15 protein-coding genes, 1 other RNA gene and 1 other annotated feature are annotated in these 21,450 nt (G+C 42.7%); of the genes, 2 read left to right on the top strand and 14 right to left on the bottom strand.

Features of this window, described 5'->3' with window-relative positions:
* Positions 1–39 precede the first annotated feature (39 nt).
* The 6 genes from HNR63_RS09440 to HNR63_RS09415 all read right to left on the bottom strand — a co-directional run bounded on the left by HNR63_RS09440 (position 40) and on the right by HNR63_RS09415 (position 9,281).
* A complete protein-coding gene (locus tag HNR63_RS09440; protein WP_181520547.1) occupies positions 40–3,099 on the bottom strand; it encodes an efflux RND transporter permease subunit in 3,060 nt (1,019 codons plus the stop codon).
* A 382-nt stretch (positions 3,100–3,481) separates the two neighbouring features.
* Positions 3,482–4,246 carry a tRNA threonylcarbamoyladenosine dehydratase gene (locus tag HNR63_RS09435; RefSeq protein ID WP_181520546.1) on the bottom strand — a complete coding sequence of 255 codons (765 nt, stop codon included), beginning with the start codon at positions 4,244–4,246 and terminating at the stop codon, positions 3,482–3,484.
* Positions 4,247–4,358: 112 nt separating this feature from the next.
* Positions 4,359–4,551, bottom strand: a non-coding RNA gene (gene ssrS, locus HNR63_RS09430) — 6S RNA.
* Positions 4,552–4,601: 50 nt separating this feature from the next.
* Positions 4,602–6,380 (bottom strand): aspartate--tRNA ligase, encoded by a 1,779-nt coding sequence (aspS, locus tag HNR63_RS09425; protein WP_021093910.1) that lies wholly within the window; start codon positions 6,378–6,380, stop codon positions 4,602–4,604.
* A gap of 11 nt (positions 6,381–6,391) precedes the next feature.
* On the bottom strand, positions 6,392–7,663 hold the full coding sequence (gene hisS / locus HNR63_RS09420; RefSeq protein ID WP_181520545.1) for a histidine--tRNA ligase: 1,272 nt from the start codon (positions 7,661–7,663) through the stop codon (positions 6,392–6,394).
* A gap of 52 nt (positions 7,664–7,715) precedes the next feature.
* Positions 7,716–7,945: a binding site (T-box leader), on the bottom strand.
* A gap of 52 nt (positions 7,946–7,997) precedes the next feature.
* Entirely contained in the window at positions 7,998–9,281 is a 1,284-nt protein-coding gene (locus tag HNR63_RS09415; protein WP_181520544.1) for an N-acetylmuramoyl-L-alanine amidase family protein, read from the bottom strand.
* 131 nt (positions 9,282–9,412) lie between these two features.
* Here HNR63_RS09415 and HNR63_RS09410 point away from each other — a divergent pair, with 131 nt between their 5' ends.
* On the top strand, positions 9,413–9,586 hold the full coding sequence (locus HNR63_RS09410; RefSeq protein ID WP_181520543.1) for a hypothetical protein: 174 nt from the start codon (positions 9,413–9,415) through the stop codon (positions 9,584–9,586).
* A 189-nt stretch (positions 9,587–9,775) separates the two neighbouring features.
* On the opposite strand, the gene dtd is transcribed toward HNR63_RS09410, so the two are convergent.
* The 7 genes from dtd to HNR63_RS09375 all read right to left on the bottom strand — a co-directional run bounded on the left by dtd (position 9,776) and on the right by HNR63_RS09375 (position 19,017).
* Positions 9,776–10,216 carry a D-aminoacyl-tRNA deacylase gene (gene dtd, locus HNR63_RS09405; RefSeq protein ID WP_021093907.1) on the bottom strand — a complete coding sequence of 147 codons (441 nt, stop codon included), beginning with the start codon at positions 10,214–10,216 and terminating at the stop codon, positions 9,776–9,778.
* A gap of 14 nt (positions 10,217–10,230) precedes the next feature.
* Positions 10,231–12,429 (bottom strand): RelA/SpoT family protein, encoded by a 2,199-nt coding sequence (locus HNR63_RS09400; RefSeq protein WP_085788096.1) that lies wholly within the window; start codon positions 12,427–12,429, stop codon positions 10,231–10,233.
* A gap of 107 nt (positions 12,430–12,536) precedes the next feature.
* The gene (locus tag HNR63_RS09395; RefSeq protein ID WP_003396235.1) at positions 12,537–13,049 is read right to left on the bottom strand and encodes an adenine phosphoribosyltransferase; all 513 of its coding nucleotides are present in this window, start codon (positions 13,047–13,049) and stop codon (positions 12,537–12,539) included.
* Entirely contained in the window at positions 13,015–15,375 is a 2,361-nt protein-coding gene (gene recJ, locus HNR63_RS09390; protein ID WP_181520542.1) for a single-stranded-DNA-specific exonuclease RecJ, read from the bottom strand. The genes HNR63_RS09395 and recJ overlap by 35 nt, the downstream gene beginning before the upstream one ends.
* Positions 15,376–15,416: 41 nt before the next feature.
* Positions 15,417–16,319: a cation diffusion facilitator family transporter gene (locus HNR63_RS09385; protein WP_085788094.1), complete on the bottom strand. Its 903-nt coding sequence runs from the start codon at positions 16,317–16,319 to the stop codon at positions 15,417–15,419.
* A gap of 83 nt (positions 16,320–16,402) precedes the next feature.
* On the bottom strand, positions 16,403–18,649 hold the full coding sequence (gene secDF / locus HNR63_RS09380; RefSeq protein ID WP_181520541.1) for a protein translocase subunit SecDF: 2,247 nt from the start codon (positions 18,647–18,649) through the stop codon (positions 16,403–16,405).
* A 95-nt stretch (positions 18,650–18,744) separates the two neighbouring features.
* Positions 18,745–19,017, bottom strand: coding sequence for a post-transcriptional regulator (locus tag HNR63_RS09375; RefSeq protein WP_181520540.1), 273 nt, complete (start codon positions 19,015–19,017; stop codon positions 18,745–18,747).
* Between the two features lie 91 nt (positions 19,018–19,108).
* Here HNR63_RS09375 and spoVB point away from each other — a divergent pair, with 91 nt between their 5' ends.
* Positions 19,109–20,632, top strand: coding sequence for a stage V sporulation protein B (gene spoVB / locus HNR63_RS09370; RefSeq protein WP_181520539.1), 1,524 nt, complete (start codon positions 19,109–19,111; stop codon positions 20,630–20,632).
* Here the strand turns inward: spoVB and HNR63_RS09365 are convergent, their stop codons facing one another.
* Positions 20,633–21,280: a YetF domain-containing protein gene (locus HNR63_RS09365; protein ID WP_181520538.1), complete on the bottom strand. Its 648-nt coding sequence runs from the start codon at positions 21,278–21,280 to the stop codon at positions 20,633–20,635.
* Positions 21,281–21,450 lie beyond the last annotated feature (170 nt).

Below are 21,450 nucleotides of genomic sequence, written 5' to 3'. Positions count from 1 at the left end.
CACAACAGGCTGACCGAATTTCAGCCAGCCTGTCATCAATTATGCTTGTCGTTCTTTTTTCGCTTGACGGAAGAAAAATAGTTCATACACAACAGGAACGAGAATTAACGTCAGCAATGTAGATGATGTCAATCCACCGATGACCGTAATCGCTAATCCTTTCGAAATGAGCGTTCCTGATGATTTCGTGAGCGCAAGCGGAATGAGTGCGGCAACCGTCGCAAATGCGGTCATTAAAATTGGGCGTAGCCGCGTTTTTCCTGCTTCAATGAGCGCGTGACGAATCGTCATTCCTTTTTGCTCTCGATTTTGTCCGATGCGGTCAACGAGAACGATCGCGTTTGTTGTGACAATTCCAATGAGCATGAGCAAGCCGATCATGACGCTGACAGACATCGGTTCATTTGCGATAAATAAACCGAGCAAAGAACCAATTGGGACGAATATGAGCGACGATAAAATGATGAACGGAATACGCGCTTTTCCAAACGTAATGAGCATTGTAATATATACGAGCCCAATCGCAACAGCCATCGCTAAGCCGAGCTGCTGGAACGTTTCGACCGTTTCATCGCTTCCACCGCCACCTTCAAGTGAGACGTCTTTCGGTAACTGTACGTCTTGTTTGACGCCATTGATGACGTCTTGTGTCACTTTTTGAATGTTATCGCCTACAATTTGGGCAGAAACGCGAGCAAACACTTTTCCATCTAGTTTTTGAATCGATGTAAACGTATCTACTTCTTTTACGTCTGCTAACTGTTTTACTGGAACAGGACCAAACTTTGTGAAAATAAGCGTATTTTCTAGTTGTTCCATCGATGTCATTTGTTCGTTATATGACAATTGAACCATCCGCTCTTCATCGTCGAGTTTTAACGTTCCAACTTGCACCGGACGAGTTTGATCAGCGATCGTGCCGAGAATTTGGAAGCCAGAAACTCCGTATTGTGCTGCTTTTTGCGGATCAATGTTTACGATCACTTGCTTTTGTTTATCTGCAAAGTTGTTTGTGACATATTTTAAATCGTCACGCTTTTTCAAATAAAGCTCTACATCTTTCGCTGCTTGTTGTAACGCTGTTAAGTTTGTCGAGTATAAGTCAATGTTCACGTTATTGTTAGACGGCGGTCCACCCGATTGCAATTCTTGGACGCCAACTTTCGCTGCTTTTACTTCAGCTTGGGCAATGTCTTCCATTTCTTTTTCAAGCTCTTTAATAAATTGAGAAACGTTTACGTTTTCTTCTAACGTAATGAAATAGTTCGCTTGATTTTTTCGTTTTAATCCGCTTCGGAAGTCGCGCGTACCAATTCCAGCTGTCACTTCTTTAATTTCTTTCTTTTCATCAAACATTTTCTCGACTTGGAGCGACACTTCATTCGTTTTTTCTAACGGCGTCGAAGAAGGAAGCTCAATGGCAGCAATGAGCGTTTTTTGTTCTTCGTTTGGAATAAATGTAAAGCCTAACTTCGGCACAATAGCAAACGAACTACCGAGCAATACAACAGACAGGAATAACACCGTTTTTTTATGATCAAGCGCCCATTCAATCGCTTTTCCGTAAGCTCGTTGCAATGCTCCTTCTTTTTCTTCTGGCGGCACCTTTTTGAACGAGAACTTCGCTAGAATCGGAACGATCGTAATGGCAACAACAAGCGACATTAAAAGCGAAAATATGATCGTTAACGCAAATGGTAGGAAAAACTCACCTGTTACACCGCCAACAAGACCGAGCGGTAAAAAGACAACGACTGTCGTAATGGTCGATGATGTAATCGCCTTTAAAATTTCTTTTGTTGAATCTTGGACAAGTTCATCTGTCATCCCTGTCTTTGACTTACGAACGCGGCGGAAAATGTTTTCGATAACGACGATGCTATCGTCAACGACACGTCCGACAGCAACCGCCATTCCACCGAGCGTCATAATGTTTAAAGAAATATCCATTCGTTGTAAGAAAATTGATGCCACTAAGAGCGAAAGCGGAATGGAAATGATTGCGATAATCGTTGCACGCACGTTTCGTAAAAAGACGAGCACCGCGATAGATGCAAACAATGCCCCAAGCAATCCTTCACGCACAAGCGTTTCAACTGACTTTTTAATTCCCTCTGCTGAATCAAATCCGATTGCATAATCAATTTTGTCTTTATATTTGTCAAGCACGTTCAGCACTTTTTCTGCCACTTCAACCGTATTGGCATCTTGCTTTTTTGTAATGGCCATCGACAGTGCAGCGTTTAAATTGTAGCGCGTGATTTCTCCTTGTTCTGTGACAGGTTCAATCGTTGCGACATCTTTTAATGTAATCGTTGTCGGTGCTTCTTGCCCGCTTGCCGGCGCACCTGGTGATGCATTCATGATCGGAGAAGATAATGGTAAATTTTCAAGCTGTTTTATCGTTTCAATTTTTTGTTGAACGCGAATCGGAATTTGTACCGTTTCTGTTTGAACGTTTCCAGCTGGGAATGCTAAAAACTTTTCGTTAATTTGTTCTTTAATTTGCGTTAAGCTTAAGCCGTATTGCAACGCTTTTTGTTTGTCTACTGTAATTTGAATTAATTTTTCTTCCATTCCACCGACGGAAATGGAGTTAATTCCGTTAATTTTTTTCAGCTCTGGAATAATTGTCTCATCTAAAAGCTGCTGTGCGTTCGTATCTCCTTTAGCGAATACGGAAATGTTATAAATCGGGAACGTACCAAACGAGAAACGATTCACTTTCGTCTGCACGTTTTCTGGTAAATTCGCTTCTTTGACAAGCGATTCAACTTGTCGTTCGACTTCTTCCATATCTGTGTTAAATGGAAATTCTAAATTCACGATGGCGATGCTTTCAAATGAAGAACTTTGAATCTTCTTTACTCCTTCAATTGCTTTAAATTTTTCTTCTAACTTCGCCGTCACTTGCTCATTCATATCTTCTGGTGAAGCACCCGGATAAATGACTTCCACAGACAATTGTGGAAACTCAATATTTGGAAGTAAATCCACTTTTAAAGAAGAAAATGAATATAGTCCGCCTAATATAAGTAAAAATGAAATGATGAACACGGCGACTGCGTTTTTTAAACTAAACCTTGTTAAAAAGTTCATCCCGCTCTTCCTTTCTTTCTTGAAATATGACCGATTGGTCGTTTGATCACGACCGAACAGTCATACTTTCACTATAATTCAATTTTTGTTTATTTGCAACTAATAATGTGCGATAAGAAAAGCGCAAAGCGCCCCCATTTCGCCTAAAGGCAGCCCGCGTCCTGCGGGCAACGGCGAAATGTCGCCATCCTTGGCTCCGCGAAGAGCGCACAAGCCCCACCGAGGAGAGCTCGAACCAATCGATCGCTTGGTTCTGCGTGGGTAACATCACAGAAGTGTCTCAATGTGTCGCCGCCGAAAGAAGGGGCGGAGCGTATCACACCGATGGCGCTTGGAGCTAGACATCAATTTATAGAAAAGCGCAAAGGATTTCCCCTTGCGCTTATTGTTGATCAACACGTTGAATCGGGATGTCTTTTAATAATTGTTGCACGACATGTGCCGCCATAATGAGACCAGCGACAGATGGAACGAACGCATTCGATGACGGCGGCATTTTTGCCTTACGAATCGTTGCTTCATCGTTTCCTACTTCTTTTCGCACATCTTCGCGAATGACGATTGGACTTTCATCTGAAAAAACAACCGTGATGCCTTTTTTAATTCCTTCTTTTCGTAATTTTGTACGAATGACTTTCGCAATCGGATCTGTATGCGTTTTTGAAATATCCGCAATACGGAAACGAGTCGGATCCATTTTATTTGCGGCTCCCATACTTGAAATGATCGGAATGTTGCGTTCTAAACATTGTTTCATTAAATGAATTTTATATGAAATCGTATCCGATGCATCGATGACATAGTCAATGTCATACGAAAAAATTTGTTCATACGTCTCTTCTGTATAAAACATTTTTAACGCAATCACTTCGCACGCTGGGTTAATGTCAGCGATCCGCTCCTTCATCACTTCCACTTTCGGACGCCCAACAGTGGATAACAACGCATGAATTTGGCGATTGACATTTGTAATGTCAATATCGTCTTTATCGATTAAAATGAGGCGCCCGACGCCTGAGCGAGCTAGCGCTTCTACTGCAAACGATCCGACACCGCCAATGCCGAGAACGGCAACTGTACTTTCGCTTAATCGTTTCAACCCTTCTTTCCCGATTGCTAATTCGTTACGAGAAAATTGATGTAACATATTGTTCCTCCCATATGTAAGTATTTCAATCGGATATACATGCATTATGGCACAAAAAAAGCCCCAACGTAAAGCATGTTCTTTACGTTAAGGCTTTATTCGTTTTTGTTTCTTAAGTCCCAATCGTGCCGTCGCTGATGGCCTTTGTTTTGAACCCGCTCTCTCACAGGTGGGTGCCCTGTTTCAAGCTTATGTACGTCCTCTCTATGTAAATGAGGCATGTACGCCACCTGAAAACCCGGGCTCCCGTATCACACATTGTTCGGTCAAAACAATAGGTGATACGACAAACACATCAGGACTTGTTGTTATTTGTATGTTAGCACACTTCGTATGCATTTGCAACGTTACAAATTTAGTCTACTTTTTGAACGTCCTTCACTGACAAATGCAATTCGTCTAATTGCGCTTCGCTTACTGCACTCGGCGCTTCTGTTAGCAAGCAGCTTGCGCTCGCTGTTTTCGGGAAGGCAATCGTATCGCGTAAGTTGGAACGGCCCGCAAGCAACATAACAAGTCGGTCCAACCCGAGCGCGATGCCGCCATGCGGAGGAGTGCCGTATTCAAACGCCTCAAGCAAAAACCCAAACTGTTCGCGCGCTTGTTCTTCAGTAAAGCCAAGCGTCTTAAACATTTTTTCTTGTATGTCGCGTTCAAAAATACGGAGCGATCCTCCGCCTAACTCATACCCGTTTAACACAAGATCGTATGCTTGTGCGCGGACGCTTGCTGGATCTGTTTCAAATTTTGGCACATCTTCGCGCACAGGCATTGTGAACGGATGGTGCGCTGCATAGTAACGGCCTTCTTCCTCATCGTATTCAAAAAGTGGCCAATCTGTAATCCATAAGAAATGAAACGCGGATTCGTCAATCAACTTCAAATCTTTCCCTAATTTTAAACGCAACGCGCCAAGTGAGTCTGCAACGACACATTTTTTATCCGCTACAAATAACAACAAATCGCCGACTTCCGCTTCAAGCGTTTGCATCATTTGTTTTTGCTCGTCTTCGTTAAAAAACTTCGCGATCGGCCCTTTTAATCCGTCATCTTCCACTTTCAACCACGCTAACCCTTTTGCCCCGTAGCGAGCCACATATTCCGTCAACGCATCAATGTCTTTGCGCGAATATTTATCCGCAGCTCCTTTCACGTTGATCGCTTTCACTTGTCCACCGTTTTGCACTGCGCTAGCGAACACTTTAAAGCCACAATCTTTCACTTGCTCAGATAAATCGACAAGCTCAAGTCCAAAACGCGTGTCTGGCTTGTCCGAACCGAAGCGTGCGATCGCCTCGTCATATGACATGCGCGGGAATGGAATAGGAATGTCGATCCCTTTTGCGATTTTCATGACGCGTGCCATCATCCGTTCAATCATCGCTAAAATATCGTCTTGGCTCATAAACGATGTTTCAATATCGACTTGCGTAAATTCCGGTTGGCGATCGGCACGTAAATCTTCATCGCGGAAACAGCGGGCAATTTGATAGTACCGTTCAAACCCAGCGACCATTAATAATTGTTTAAAAATTTGAGGCGATTGTGGCAACGCATAAAACTCTCCTGGATGGACGCGACTCGGTACTAAATAGTCACGTGCTCCCTCTGGCGTGCTTTTCGTTAAAATTGGCGTTTCTACCTCTAAAAAGCCTTCTTCATCTAAAAAGTCGCGAATCGCTTTCGTCACTTGATGGCGCAATTGAAATGTTTGAAACATCACCGGGCGACGTAAATCTAAATAACGATATTTTAACCGAACATCTTCGGATACGTCCGTTTTATCCGAAATCGGAAACGGCGGCGTTTTCGCTTCACTTAAAATCGTTACGTGCGTCGCATGCACTTCGACTGTTCCTGTCGGTAAATTCGGATTGACTTGTCCTTCCTCGCGTTGAACGACTTTTCCTTCTACGTCTAACACGTATTCGCTACGAATCGTTTCTGCTACTTGCAATGCTTCTTTCGATACATCAGGACTAAATACAATTTGAACGATGCCTGTTCGATCGCGCAAATCAATGAAAATAAGTCCTCCTAAATCGCGACGTTTTTGCACCCATCCTTTTAAACGAACTGTTTGACCAATCGCTTGATCCGTTACTTCTCCACAATAATGCGTCCTTCCGAACATAATTTCCCCTCCTATTGCAATACGTTTTTCATATGTGAAACAAATGTATGAAGCGATACTTCTTGCTGTTCTCCTGTTGCCATATGTTTAACGTTAATGACTCCTTTTTCGAGTTCATCTTCCCCTAAAATAGCAACGTATGTCGCATGCAAACGATCGGCTGCTTTCAGCTGTGCTTTCACTTTTCGCTCTTGATAATCTTTTTCTGCCGCGATGCCTTCTTGACGAAGGGCAGCAACGAGAGCAACCGCCTCTTCTTTCGCTCGTTCCCCTAACGCAACAACGTAACAGTCGATTCCTTCTGAAATTGGTAGCGAAATACTTTCTGCTTCTAATGCTGCAAGCAAGCGCTCAATGCTTAAAGCAAATCCGATACCTGGCGTTTCAGGTCCGCCAATTTCTTGAACGAGACCGTTGTAGCGACCGCCTCCACATAACGTCGTAATCGCGCCAAATCCTTCTGCCTCGCTCATAATTTCAAACGCGGTATGATTGTAATAATCTAAACCGCGCACAAGCCGCGGGTCGACTTCAAAGGGGATACCGAGCTTTTGTAAATACATTTGCACTTTTTCAAAATATGTGCGCGACTGTTCATTTAAGTAATCAAGAATAGACGGAGCCGTGCGCATCAGCTCGTGATCACGATCTTTTTTACAGTCTAAAATGCGCATCGGGTTTTTATGTAATCGCGCTTGGCAATCATCGCAAAACTCGTGAATGCGATGTTGGAAATGATCAATTAACGCTTGTCTATGCGCCTTTCTACTTTCAACGTCACCTAAACTATTGATGACAAGTTTCAGCTTTTTCAATCCGAGCGTGCGATATATGTCCATCGCTAAAGCAATGACTTCGGCATCAATGGCCGGATCGTTGCTTCCGAGCGCTTCGACGCCAAATTGAACGAACTGACGAAAGCGACCTGCTTGCGGACGTTCGTAACGAAACATCGGTCCCATGTAATAAAGTTTGACCGGCTGATTTGGATATCCGTACATTTTATTTTCAACAAATGAGCGAACGACCGCTGCTGTTCCTTCTGGACGAAGTGTCAAACTGCGACCGCCACGATCTTCAAATGTGTACATTTCTTTTTGAACAATATCGGTCGTATCGCCGACACCGCGTAAAAATAGTTCGGTATGTTCAAAAATAGGGGTGCGAATTTCTTGGTAATTGTAACGACGACAAAGCTCGCGCGCAATTTGTTCAATATACTGCCATTTTGCTGCTTGTTCTGGCAATATATCTTGCGTCCCGCGCGGAATTTGAAATGACATATATTTCCCTCCTTTAGTTTTTATGCAAACAAAAATCTCCCATCCCTAATAAATTAGGGACGAGAGACGAATTCCCGTGGTGCCACCCTAGTTGAAGCGCATGCTTCCACTTTTATCCGATAACGCTCGGAAAGCGTTCTCTCCTACTAGCAATCGCGCGTTCAAAGAGAAACCTACGGAGTGTTCGTTCGTTAAGTCATCATGGAGAAATGCTTCCAGCCTAAGGCATTTCCTCTCTGGCCATGTGTACTCTTAACTACTTTTCTCCATCATCGGCGAGATGTTGAATTTTCTTTTATATTACGTACGAACAAACCATTTGTCAAGATGACCGTTATTTTCCGAAGTAGCGAACTAATCCGTTACAAATCGCCTCTGTCACGGCTTGTTGATATGTTGGCGACACAACGAACATCTCTTCGTTCGGATTGCTTAAATAGCCAAGCTCTAGCAACACAGAAGGGCGGCTATTTTCACGCAACACATGATAATTTCCTAAACGAACTCCGCGTTGTTGAATGCCTGTTAATCGACTGAGGGAATCAAAAAGCGCATCCGCAAGCGAACGGTCGATTTGCTTATAGTAATATACTGTTAAACCGCTGGCGGTACGGTTTAATGCACTATCGTAATGAATGCTAACAAACGCATCCGCTTTATTTTTCCCCGCTATTTGCACTCGCTCACTTAACGATAAAAACCGATCATCTTCACGCGTTAAAATGACATTAGCGCCCGTTTGTTTTAGCTTTTCACTTAGCAACAATGCGGTTTGTAACGTTAACATTTTTTCGATCGTTCCATTCACACCTGTCGTACCGTAATCTTTGCCACCATGTCCGGCATCAATGACAATCGTTTTCCCTACGAGCGATTGCGGTTGAGAAGGAGACGGTTGGTTACTTACTTGAACGACCCATTCTGCTACATATCCAATTGTTTGCGCATCAACTTGAATAACGTACCATTGTCCTTCTTTACGAATGACCGAAAACTGATCGCCTTGCTTCGCTTTCGTAATGACAGGCGATTGGGTGGAAGGAGCAGAACGAATATTTGTATTGTCGTATAACATTTGAACGTATGTATGTTGTTCATTATTTTGTTGATTATTTTGTTCGTTATTTTGTTCATTTTGCTCAACATTCGCTACGTATGACCGATGCACCCATCCTTCTTTTCCGTCCCAACGTACGTACACCCACTCCCCTTGGGCGATCGTTGCCGTCCCTTTTTCATTGCGATTGACATATCCGATAACCGAAAAAGTCGTACCCGGACCTTTTCGAATTCGCAAACCGTCGACTTGACAGACGACAAGTTGTTGTATTTGTTTTTTCGTTTCATTCGCTTCATTTTTTATTTGAACATATTTTCCATGCACCCAGCCAGTTCGGTTCGATGCGAGCCGAATTTGTAGCCATTCGCCTCGCTTTTGGACGACAGCATATTGCTTTCCTTTTGCTACTTTTTCTTGCACCGTAAACGTCAATCCTGGACCGGTGCGGACGTTCAATCGGTCAACAACGATGCGCACGTTCATTGCTGCTGATGCTGTTTGAACAATCAGCAACAAACAACAAAACATGAACAATGACGCGATAAGCGATTTTTTCATGTTGCAAATCCTCCTACGTTGTCAATAGTCGCTACTTTATTTCTTCATAAATAAAAAAAATCCTTCTTTGAATGGAAAGGTAGAAAAATTGGGAATAATACGAACGACATAGACACGAAAGGAGATTTGTCATGCGCCATAGTGAAAAAGGAGAGTTTATCCATTCACAACCCCCGCTTATGCACGTTGATTTTCACTCATTTATTCAAAAAGAAAACGAGCTCACATCGTTTGAACTCGCTTCTGAATTCGGGCTTACTCTTCGTGATGTACAAAAACTAAAAAAACATTTAGCACGAGGATAAGAAAAGCGCAAAGCGCCCGCCTATCGGCGAAGAGCGCACAAGCCCCACCGAGGAGGCTGTCGCCGCCGCAGTGTGGGGCGGAGCGACTCGAGCCGATGGCGCTTGGAGCTAGACAGCTCCCCAAATCCGAAATTTTATACTTTCTTATCTTGTAAAAAAACCGAGCTCGTCCACATGCGAGCACGGTTTTTATTTACTTTCGACAATGAGCGTCACCGGTCCGACGTTCGTTAACGTCACATCCATCATCGCACCGAATACGCCTGTTTCCACACGAATCCCTTTTTGACGCAGTTGCTCATTCAACGCTTCATACATTTGTTTCGCATGTTCCGGTCTAGCTGCGTCCATAAAGTTTGGTCTTCTTCCTTTCCGACAGTCCCCGTACAGCGTAAATTGGGAGATGGATAAAATTGACCCACCAACATCTAAAAGCGACACGTTCATTTTTCCATGCTCATCTTCAAATATACGCAAATGAGCAATTTTGTCTGCAACAAACGCCGCATCTTCCTCTGTATCATCATGAGTAATACCAACTAGCAACACAAGCCCAAAATCAATTTCCCCAACGACTTCGCCAGCTACTGTGACTTTTGCATCTTTTGCGCGCTGAACGACAACTCTCATTCCGACAACCCTTTCTAGTTCATTATCCGTCTCACTGAATAAATATCTGGAATTTGTTTAATGCGCTCAACAACTTTTTGTAAATGGCTTACGTTATGAATAAAAATCGTCATATGAATCGTCGCCATTTTATTTCGATGATCTGTTCTCCCAGATACAGCCGAAATATTCGTTTTCGTTTCATTTACAGCTTGCAATACTTCATTAAGCAAGCCACGTCGATCGTAACCAGTAATTTCGATATCGACTGTATATTCTCGTTGACAATTTGCACTGCTCTCCCATTGAACAGGAATAAGCCGCTCTTTCGCTTCTTCTGCAAGTACGTTCGGACAATCGGCACGATGGACGGAAACGCCACGCCCTTTTGTAATAAAACCGATAATTTCATCGCCCGGAACCGGATTGCAACAGCGCGACAAACGAATGAGCAAATTGTCCACACCTTCGACGCATACGCCAAAATCGCGCTTTTTCATCGGTGCAATCGTTTTTGCTTCTTGCAGCATGTCCGACAGGCGTTTCGCTTGCTCTTCTAAATCGCGCTGTTTGCGCCATTTTTCTGTTAAGCGGTGAGCCACTTGAGCAGCGGTAATGCCGTTATAGCCAACAGCAGCATACATGTCTTCTTCGCTGGCGAAATTAAATTTTTCCGCAACACGTTTCGTGTTTTCTGCAGTAAGCACTTCTTTTACGTCAAAACCCATGTTGCGAATTTCTTTTTCAACGAGCTCTTTTCCTTTTTCAACATTTTCTTCGCGGCGTTGCTTTTTGAAAAATTGTCGAATTTTATTTTTTGCATGCGACGTTTGCGCAATTTTTAACCAGTCTTGACTTGGACCGTATGAATGGTTAGACGTTAAAATTTCAACAATATCTCCCGTTTGAAGCGGATGATCGAGCGGCACCATTTTTCCGTTTACTTTTGCCCCGATCGTTTTGTTTCCGATTTCTGAATGAATGCGATATGCAAAATCAATCGGCACCGAACCAGCTGGAAGTTCAATGACGTCGCCTTTTGGTGTAAAAACGAACACCATGTCAGAAAATAAATCCATCTTTAACGTTTCTACAAACTCTTCGGCGTTGTTCGTTTCGTTTTGCCATTCGACAATTTCGCGAAACCATGATAGTTTTTCTTCAAACGTATTTGGGCGAATCGTCTTTCCTTCTTTGTATGCCCAATGGGCAGCAATTCCAAATTCCGCAATATGATGCATCTCAAACGTCCGAATTTGCACTTCAAGCGGCTCGCCTTTTGGGCCGACAACCGTCGTATGAAGCGATTGATACATATTCGGCTTCGGCATGGCAATATAATCTTTAAAGCGACCTGGCATCGGCTTCCAACATGTATGAATGATGCCAAGCACCGCATAACAGTCTTTAATGCTTTCAACGATAATGCGCACAGCAAGCAAATCATAAATTTCGTTAAATTGTTTATTTTGCAAAACCATTTTTCGATAAATGCTATAAATATGTTTCGGACGTCCAGAAATTTCAGCTTGAATGCCGACTTCGTTCAACCGTTCACGCATTTCTCGAATGACTTCTTCTAAATATTGCTCACGTTCTGCACGCTTCTTTTTCATTAAGTTGACAATTCGATAATATTGTTGCGGATTTAAATAGCGGAGCGCTGTATCTTCGAGCTCCCATTTAATTTTTGAAATTCCGAGACGATGCGCAAGCGGTGCGAAAATTTCAAGCGTCTCATTTGCGATGCGACGTTGTTTTTCTAACGGCAAATGTTTTAACGTCCGCATATTGTGCAAACGGTCCGCTAACTTAATTAAAATCACCCGTATATCTTGCGCCATTGCTAAAAACATTTTTCGATGGTTTTCCGCTTGCTGTTCTTCATGTGATTTATATTTAATTTTCCCAAGCTTCGTCACGCCATCAACGAGCATCGCTACTTCTTTGCCAAACTCTTTTTCTAAATCTTCCTTCGTCACAGCTGTATCTTCCACAACATCATGTAAAAATCCCGCCGCAATTGTTGCAGGATCCATTTCCAAATCGACTAAAATACCCGCCACTTGAATCGGATGAATAATGTACGGTTCTCCAGATTTCCGATATTGCTCGCGATGCGCTTCTTTCGCAAACTCATATGCCCGCTCGATAAACTGTACGTCGTCTTTCGACAAATAACGGCTCGCCTTTTCAATGACTTGCTCCGCCGTTAATACTTGTTCATTTGCCATGCAATCACCTTTTTTTATTTTAAACGTATTGACAATATTATCATGAAAATTTTTTTAAATGTAAAGAGCAACGATGTGAAAAAGAGGAGCGTTTTGCCCCTCCTTCCTTAAAATTGCATTAACGTTAAAATATCGTATCCTTTTAACTTCTCGCGACCTTCTAAATACGTTAATTCAATTAAAAACGCAATACCTGCAACGACGCCGCCAAGTTGTTCAACGAGCTTAATTGTTGCTTCAATCGTTCCACCTGTCGCTAATAAATCGTCTGTAATGAGAACGCGTTGCCCTGGCTTAATCGCGTCTTTATGCATCGTTAATACGTCCTTGCCGTACTCTAAGCCATATTCCACGCGAATGACTTCGCGAGGTAATTTTCCTTCTTTCCGAACAGGAACAAATCCAACACCGAGCGCGTAAGCAACCGGGCAGCCGATAATAAATCCGCGCGCCTCCGGTCCAACGACGACATCAATTTTCTTTTCTCGTGCATAATTGACGATTTGATCCGTCGCGTATTTATATACTTCCCCTTTATCCATAATCGTTGTAATATCTTTAAATTGAATACCTGGTTTTGGGAAATCAGGAACAATCGTTACGTATTGTTTTAAATCCATTGACTTTTTCCTCCTCATACAATGAATCAAACCAACGTTTTAGTTGGGCATAAGATGAATATAAAAACATATGTTCAAGCTCTGCTTGCGCTTGTTTCAGCCGGTAAGACGGTGATTCCGTTAAATCCCGCTTTTGTACATCACGTGCTAAAGAAACGATCCCGTTTTCGACTGTAATGAAACCAAGCTCTCTAAACACTTGAATCATAAACAAAATCGTTTCTTTCGTCCATCCGCGCGAGCGAGCTAAATCGTCTGCGTAACGCCGCACATCAAACGGGCTACGCTTATGCAAAAAAGAATACAGCCACTTAAAATGTTCGCGCGTTGGCAACACGCTGAAGAAGTGACTCTCCCTTTGATAGAATAACGCATAAATGCGTTCAGGTAAACTACAACTTAATAAAACTTTAACGATTTGTTGCGACGGAGGTAAGTCAAGAAGGACGACATACTTTCCACTCACATCGATCGCCGCTTCTTGTTCGCTTTGCACATAAACAATTTCATTAGCGTATGCGGACAATTGCAACGCATCCGCAGTGTCGCGATGAAAAGCAATAAACAACCGCTTTTCTTTCGGAAGCGATGCCATGAACTTGCTCGGATGACGAATATGACGGACATCAAACAGCTGCCACTCATTGACAGCTATATCTTGAATCATTAATTGTGGTTTGCGAAAGTTATTCCATTCGTTAATAGACAGCTCTCCCACGACCGAAAGACGAGCGTTCGGTGCAATTTCATCGCCAATATGTCCAAAGCCAAATCCGATCGCTTCTAACGTTTTTCCATCTTCAACTAACAACAGCTTTAAATGACTTTGATCTGTTCCAATTTTTCGTAACGTATCAAGCTGCACACGTTCGAGAAGAACACGCGGTTTCGGATTCCCCATGCCAAACGGTGCAAGCCGATTCATTTGTTCAATTAATTCAAGTGAAACGTCCGAGATCGAACAACATACATCGACATGCGTGACAGGAACGAAATGTTCAGGAGTTAGCAGTTGCTTCGCCGCCACGTTTAGACGGTGACGTAATTCATGTACATCATGTAAAGAAAGCGTCATCCCCGCAGCCATCGGATGTCCGCCAAAATGCGGTAAAATGTCGCGGCAGTTTGACAAATTGGCAAATAAATCGAACCCTTCAATGCTGCGCGCTGATCCTTTCGCAACTCCCTTTTCTTGATCTATACTTAAAACGATCGTCGGGCGGTAAAATCGTTCCACTAATCGGGAGGCAACAATGCCAATGACGCCGACATTCCATCCTTCTTTCGCTACAACTAACACGCGGTCGTCGGCATAATGTTGTTCAACGAGTTGAATCGCTTCTTCTGTTATGTCGTTTACGAGTTGTTGACGCTCGCGATTCATCATATCAATTTGTTCAGCGAGCATGTCCGCCTCATGCACATCTGTCGTCAACAATAACTGCACAGCAGGATCGGCGCAATCGAGACGTCCGGCCGCATTAATACGCGGACCGATCATAAACGCAATCGTGTCTTCCGTCACCGCCGTATGAGATACGCCACATTGTTTACAAAGCGCCTGTAAGCCGAGGCGGTTCGTTTGCCGAAATTGTTCAATGCCTAACCGAGCAAATAAGTGATTTTCATCTTGAAGCGGAACGAGATCGGCAATCGTCCCGATCGCGACGACGTCCAGCCATTCATACGGCACGCGCCCGATAAGCGCATGAGCGAGTTTAAATGCTACACCGACGCCGGCTAAATGTTTAAACGGATAATTTGGACTAATTTTCGGATGGATCGTCGCATACGATTCAGGAAGCACAGGACCCGGTTCGTGATGATCGGTAATAATCAAATCGATGCCAAGCTGTTTTGCTACGTTCGCTTCATGCAAAGCGGAAATTCCTGTATCGACTGTAATAATTAGTGAGACACCTTGTTCTTTCGCAAGTCGAAACGCTTGTTCATTCGGACCGTATCCTTCTGAAAAGCGGTTCGGAATATAGAAGGATACATTCGCTCCTTTTTCTCGTAACGCACTTACCATCACGACTGTGCTACTTACTCCATCGGCATCATAATCGCCAAAAACGAGAATATGTTCACCGTTTGTAATCGCTTTCTCTATTCGCTCAACCGCTTTTTCCATATCGTTTAACAAAAATGGCGAGTGAAACGATTGCTTTTGCTCAAAAAAAGAACGAGCGGCTTCAACGGTATCGTAGCCGCGGCTAACGAGCAATGTAGCAACGAGCGGAGCTATATGTAACGCTTGCGCAATCATTTGCACTTGCTGTTCGTTTACTTGTTTCATGTTCCAGCGGGTTTTCGATGCTAACATGTCATTCACCCCTCAACCTTTTTATTATACAAAACAATAGGCTAAGGGGCAATTGATTCATCGTACGGATTAATATGCACCATCACATTATGCACTTGTGGAAATGACAATAACTTTTCTTTCACTTTTTTTCCGATATCATGTGCTTCTAAAACAGTTAAGTGTGGCGACACGGCAATTTTTAAGTCAACAACAACATAATGACCATGTTGACGAGCATAAAGCGAGTCAATGCGCTTCACTTCTGAAAATGACAAAACGGCTTCGCGCAAACTCATCGTTTCTTCCTCATGCCACACGTGGTCAAGCGCATGATGAATCGATTCCGCCCCTAACTTCCACGCCATTTTTAAAACGAGAAGGGAAACGAAAAGCCCAGCAACAGGATCAGCGTAAATAAGCCAACGAATGTCGATATTTTGTCCAACAATGGCAGCAACGATGCCGATGAGAGCTGCAAGCGATGAAAAAACGTCTGAACGATGTTCATACGCATTCACGATAATGGCATCGCTTTTAATTTTTTTCCCTAACGCATACTTGTAACGAAACATCGCTTCTTTCACAACGATCGATAAAATAACAGCATATACAGCGATCATTTTTGGCGGTTCAATCGGATGAAAAAATGAAGAAAAAGAAGATGTTCCAATTTCTATTCCGACGAGAAAAAGCAAAACTGCGACAATAATGGCAGCAATCGATTCAGCTTTCCCGTGCCCATACGGATGATCGTCATCCGGCGGCTGCTTCGCCGCACGCAAGCCAATCCATACGGCAAATGATCCCGCCACATCAGATGCGGAATGTACCGCATCGGCAATAAGTGCCTTACTGTTTGCGATCATTCCGATCCACCCTTTAATTACCGCCAGTATAATGTTGCCGACAACACCAACCATAGCGGCAAATTGGGCTTGTTGAAAGCGTGTTTGTTCATTCACTCCATTCGCTCCCTTTCTCTTTTGTTTTTTTTAGTGTATCCTATTCACTTCATGAAAAAACGTCGCGGCATGCGCCACGACGTTTATACTTCTGGTTCTGCTTCCCACTGTTCGCGTTTTTGCTTTCCTTTTTTCAATTGTTTCGATTTCCAAATGAGCCATAATTGTGCTGCGATAAAAAGCGAAGAATATGTGCCGGAAATTAAGCCAGCAAGCAACGCAAATGAGAAATTGCGAATCGCTTCACTACCGAACAATAAAAGGGCGACAACGGTAAACACGACGGTTAATACCGTATTTACAGAGCGACCAAATGTTTGTTGTAATGCTTTGTTGACGACATCTTTTAAATCATCGACCGTTTTTACTGTCCGCTTTTTCATTAAATAACGAATGCGGTCAAACGTGACGATTGTATCATTAATCGAATAACCGACGATTGTTAATACAGCAGCAATAAACGTTAAGTCGACTTCTAAGCGCGTCAAACTAAAGAAAGCGATAATGAAAAACGCATCGTGTAATAGCGCAACAATGGCCGCAATCGCCATATACATCTCAAAGCGAACGGTAACGTAAATAATGATCCCGATCGACGCAATGAGTACAGAAATAAACGCATTGCGCGCTAGTTCTTTTCCGACCGTTGGCGATACCGTGCTTACGTTTGGTTCAATGCCATATTTTTCTTTAAAATGCGACTTCAACTGTGAAATTTCTTTTTGGTCAAGTACGCCGAGAAAACGTACAATCGCCATCTCGTTGTTATTGCCTGATAAGACGACATCTTTCGGCTTAAGACGTAATTCATTTAATTCTTGCTTCACTTCTTCTGCTGTGAGCGGCTTTTCACTCATTAAATCCACGCGCGTTCCGCTTGAAAAATCAATGCCTAAATTTAATTTAGCGGTCAACAATAACACGAGTCCAATAACGACCATCGCTCCTGAAATCATGAAAAATAGTTTGCTTCGTTTAACAAAATCGAGACGTGCAAACTTTGTTGGAACGTCTGTATCATCTGTTACTTTCGCAATGTCTAATATATCTTTCGGATTGACGCCAAAATAATGCGGTTTTTTATCGAATAAGCGGCTCTTCACGAGCAAGCCGAGCAGAAGACGAGTACCATATACTGCTGTAATAAAGCTCGCTAAAATGCTAATGATGAGCATCGTTGCAAATCCTTTTACAGAGCTCGTCCCGTATACAAACAAAACAACGCCAGCAATGATCGTTGTAATGTTCGCATCTAAAATCGTTCCAAAAGAACCACGATTTCCGATGCGGTACGCTGACATAAGCGATTTTCCGAGCTTTAATTCATCTTTTATTCGCTCGTATGTAATAATATTTGCATCGACTGCCATTCCAACCCCAAGAATGAGCGCAGCAATTCCCGGTAGCGTTAGCACACCGTTCATCCAATCAAAGACGAGCAAAATAAGGTAAATATATACGCTTAACGTGACGACTGCAACAATCCCAGGCAAGCGATAAAACAAGATCATAAATAAAAAGACGAGCGCAATACCAATGATTCCTGCAAAGATCGTTTTTTGTAATGCTTGTTCCCCAAACTGTGCACCTACCGATGTTGAATAAATTTCTTTTAGTTCAACCGGAAGTGCCCCTGCATTTAACAAGTCAGCTAGCTGTTTTGCCTCTTCAACCGTAAAATTACCAACGATAGAAACGTCCGTCTGGTTGAACACTTCATTGACTTGGGCGGCCGAAATAAATTTTGGATGCTCTTTTCCTACTTCTTTTGCGTATGAGTCAACGCCTTCCTCAAAATCAAGCCAAATAACGAGCACATTATTTGGTGCCATGCTTAATACTTTTTGTGTCACTTCTTTAAACTTGTTTGCATCTTTTAATTGAATCGCAACGCTTGGCTTTCCTTTATCATCAAACGTTTGTTTTGCGCCTCCTTCAACGAGGTCGCTTCCATCCATCAATACGTTATCATGTACGTCGCGAAACGTTAATTTCGCCTCTGTAGATAAAATTTCGCGCGCTTTATTTTGATCTTTCACCCCCGCTAACTGAACGCGAATGCGATCGTTTCCTTCTACATCAATGCGCGGTTCGCTTACGCCAAGCACGTTAATGCGTTTATTTAATGCGCTTACCGTGCTAAGCAATACATCTTTCGTAATTTTTTCTCCTTCTTTTGTCGGCTTCACTTCGTATAAAATTTCAAAACCACCTTGCAAGTCTAAGCCGAGTTTAATATTTTTGACAATTTTCTCTGCTGTCGTTCCCATCATGCCGCCTAGTAAAACGACAAGAAGGAAAAAAGCAATGATGCGACTACGTTTTACCATAAAAATCCTCCTCTATTCTGGACGCTGCCAGAATTTTTACCAACAAAACAAATTATGAATGACAGTACACTTTCTGTCAATTTCCAAACGAACAATTAAAACAATTGTTCTAACTCCGAAAGCCCTTCTTCCGTAAACCAACGATCGTGCTTTTGTTCCTTTGCGACAATATACGCCATATAGTCGCTTGCCCGCAATGATAAAATGTCGTTCACAAGCTCAAATAGACGCTTTTCTTCTTTGTTTTTTTTCCATTTTTTCACCATTAAACAATTCCATACGTCTTCAATCGTCGCTTGTTCATAGCCGAGCAGCTTCAACTCATCTACTTTACTTTGTAACGCTGGCATTAATTGTTCGCGATCCATATTCGTCTCCCCCATTTTGTCATGCTTGGCCAACATGTGCATATATTTCATTGTATAAAAGATGACCTCATTTGAGAAGGTAGGGAGGAACATGTCCAAATTTTTGAAAGGGACGATGATTTTAATTGTTGCTGGATTGTTGACGCGCATACTTGGCTTTATTAATCGTATCGTCGTTGCTCGTCTCATCGGTGAAGAAGGGGTAGGTTTATATATGATGGCTGTGCCGACGCTCGTATTAGCGATTACAATTACGCAGTTCGGCCTCCCAGTCGCCATTTCAAAGCTCGTTGCTGAAGCGGAAGCGGTAGGCGATAAACGAAAAGTGAAAAAAATATTAGTCGTATCTTTGTCTATTACTGTCGTTTTAAGTTTCATCTTTTTCCCAGCACTACTAGCCATTGCACCGATTCTTTCTAACACGTTATTTACAGATGCGCGCGTATATTATCCGCTCGTCGCAATTGCACCGGTTGTCCCGATTGTCGCTGTTTCTTCTGTCTTACGTGGTTATTTTCAAGGAAGACAGGAAATGAAACCGTATGCGTATTCTCAATTGCTTGAACAGGCGGTGCGCATTACGCTCATTGCTGCTTTTACAACCGCTTTTTTGCCTTACGGTATCGAATATGCCGCAGCGGGAGCGATGATTTCCGCCGTCGTTGGCGAGCTTGTATCTCTTATTTATTTGTTTATTACGTTTAAACGAAAGAAGCCGATTCGCATTCGATACCATTTTTTTGCGTACGTCAAACAAGGGAAAGATACGTTTGTTTCGCTGATGCGCATCGCTGTTCCAACCCTCGGAAGCCGGTTGATTGGATCGATTGCATGGTTTTTTGAACCGATCGTCGTGGCACAAAGTTTAGCGCTCGCCGGCATCACTGCAACCAATGCGACAAAACAATACGGGGAGCTTACCGGATATGCGCTCCCCCTTTTAATGCTTCCATCGTTTATTACATACGCGCTCGCCACTTCGCTCGTTCCAGCAATTAGCGAAGCCGCTGCCCAAAAACAACACCGTTTAATTGAATATCGGTTACATCAAGCGGTACGGTTATCGCTTTTCGCTGGGGGATTGTCCATTGTCGTGTTGTACGTATTAGCAGAAGAAATCATGCACCTCATGTATGGGGCTAATCAAGCAGCAATCTTTGTCAAAGTCATGGCGCCGTTTTTTATCTTTTACTACTTGCAAGGGCCGTTGCAAGCCGTATTGCAAGCGCTTGATCTAGCGAAAGAAGCGATGACAAATAGCCTGATCGGTGCCGTCGTAAAAACAGCGCTCATTTTTTGGCTCGCTTCACAACCGTCGCTCGGCATTATGGGAGCGGCGCTAGCCATTACGGTCGGCATCATGATTGTCACGTTATTACATGCTGCTACAATCGTTAAAGCGATTTCGCTTACTTTATATATCAAACAATATGTCGCTCATTTCGTCGTTATCGTTTCTGTTGCAGCAATTGGACATATGCTCGTTCCGATTTTACCGTTTTCATTGCTTATGAAAACGATTGTTGTCATCGTCATCATGACGTTCATCTATTTCGTTCTTGCACAATCGTTTCGTTTAATTGAAAAAGATGAATTTCGCCAATTGTTTCGTTAATTATTCATCTTTTTCATCAATATAGAACGTCCCATTTTCATATGTACAATAAGAAATATGTTCAATTCGTTCATATCCGCGCTCTTTTAGTTGCTTGATTAACCATGTGGGCGTTTGATCGATCAATGTTAAATGTTCTTCTTGAATGACACCGTCTTTAATGAGCGGCAAGGCTAAAGACGGTGTTTTCTTTTTTCTTTTGTCTTTTTCAAATACGGACAGTTTGCCAGACGGCTCTAAAATGGCAAATTCAACGTCCGCAATGTTTTTAATATTTTTTTCACGCAATTGAATAAGCAAATCATCAAAATTGTACCGTTGCTTTCGCATCGCTTTTTCATCAATTTTTCCGTTGTTAATAATGACAGTCGGGGAGCCATCAACGAGACGCCGAAACGCTTCGCTTTTTAAAGAAAAAAATGCAAAAGCAATTTGGGCGATTGTCAATACAATCATCGGAACGAGCGTATGAAAAATCGGATCTTTCGGTTGCTCGATCGCAATGACCGCCATTTCCCCAATCATAATAAAAACAACTAAGTCTAAAATGCTCAACTCCCCAATTTCCCTTTTCCCCATCATGCGAAAAATAAATAAAATAGCTACGTACAACAGTAACGTTCGCAAAATAATTGTAACGTACTCCACCTTTATTCCTCCTCGTTTGTTCTACGTTTTTATTCTAAACAAATGGACAATGGAATATGTTTGTACTAAATGTAGGGTAGCGTCAAAAATTCTATGAAAAACACCTGTGAGCGACCTGTTGAAGGAAAATAAAGGGGATGGTGGAGTCGGATTCGCCCTTGACCAACACT

Origin of the sequence: Anoxybacillus ayderensis (genome assembly GCF_013761015.1) — a bacterium.
In the GTDB taxonomy this organism is placed as follows: domain Bacteria; phylum Bacillota; class Bacilli; order Bacillales; family Anoxybacillaceae; genus Anoxybacillus; species Anoxybacillus ayderensis.
Note: the sequence above shows the minus strand (reverse complement) of the source record. Positions and strands in the feature narration are given on the sequence as shown.

What these genes read in the sequence shown, in the direction of transcription:
- HNR63_RS09440 (WP_181520547.1), bottom strand. Translation starts at nt 3,099, where the DNA reads ATGAACTTTTTAACAAGGTTTAGTTTAAAAAACGCAGTCGCCGTGTTC.
- HNR63_RS09435 (WP_181520546.1), bottom strand. Translation starts at nt 4,246, where the DNA reads ATGTTACATCAATTTTCTCGTAACGAATTAGCAATCGGGAAAGAAGGG.
- aspS (WP_021093910.1), bottom strand. Translation starts at nt 6,380, where the DNA reads ATGTTCGGAAGGACGCATTATTGTGGAGAAGTAACGGATCAAGCGATT.
- hisS (WP_181520545.1), bottom strand. Translation starts at nt 7,663, where the DNA reads ATGTCATTTCAAATTCCGCGCGGGACGCAAGATATATTGCCAGAACAA.
- HNR63_RS09415 (WP_181520544.1), bottom strand. Translation starts at nt 9,281, where the DNA reads ATGAAAAAATCGCTTATCGCGTCATTGTTCATGTTTTGTTGTTTGTTG.
- HNR63_RS09410 (WP_181520543.1), top strand. Translation starts at nt 9,413, where the DNA reads ATGCGCCATAGTGAAAAAGGAGAGTTTATCCATTCACAACCCCCGCTT.
- dtd (WP_021093907.1), bottom strand. Translation starts at nt 10,216, where the DNA reads ATGAGAGTTGTCGTTCAGCGCGCAAAAGATGCAAAAGTCACAGTAGCT.
- HNR63_RS09400 (WP_085788096.1), bottom strand. Translation starts at nt 12,429, where the DNA reads ATGGCAAATGAACAAGTATTAACGGCGGAGCAAGTCATTGAAAAGGCG.
- HNR63_RS09395 (WP_003396235.1), bottom strand. Translation starts at nt 13,049, where the DNA reads ATGGATTTAAAACAATACGTAACGATTGTTCCTGATTTCCCAAAACCA.
- recJ (WP_181520542.1), bottom strand. Translation starts at nt 15,375, where the DNA reads ATGTTAGCATCGAAAACCCGCTGGAACATGAAACAAGTAAACGAACAG.
- secDF (WP_181520541.1), bottom strand. Translation starts at nt 18,649, where the DNA reads ATGGTAAAACGTAGTCGCATCATTGCTTTTTTCCTTCTTGTCGTTTTA.
- HNR63_RS09375 (WP_181520540.1), bottom strand. Translation starts at nt 19,017, where the DNA reads ATGGATCGCGAACAATTAATGCCAGCGTTACAAAGTAAAGTAGATGAG.
- spoVB (WP_181520539.1), top strand. Translation starts at nt 19,109, where the DNA reads ATGTCCAAATTTTTGAAAGGGACGATGATTTTAATTGTTGCTGGATTG.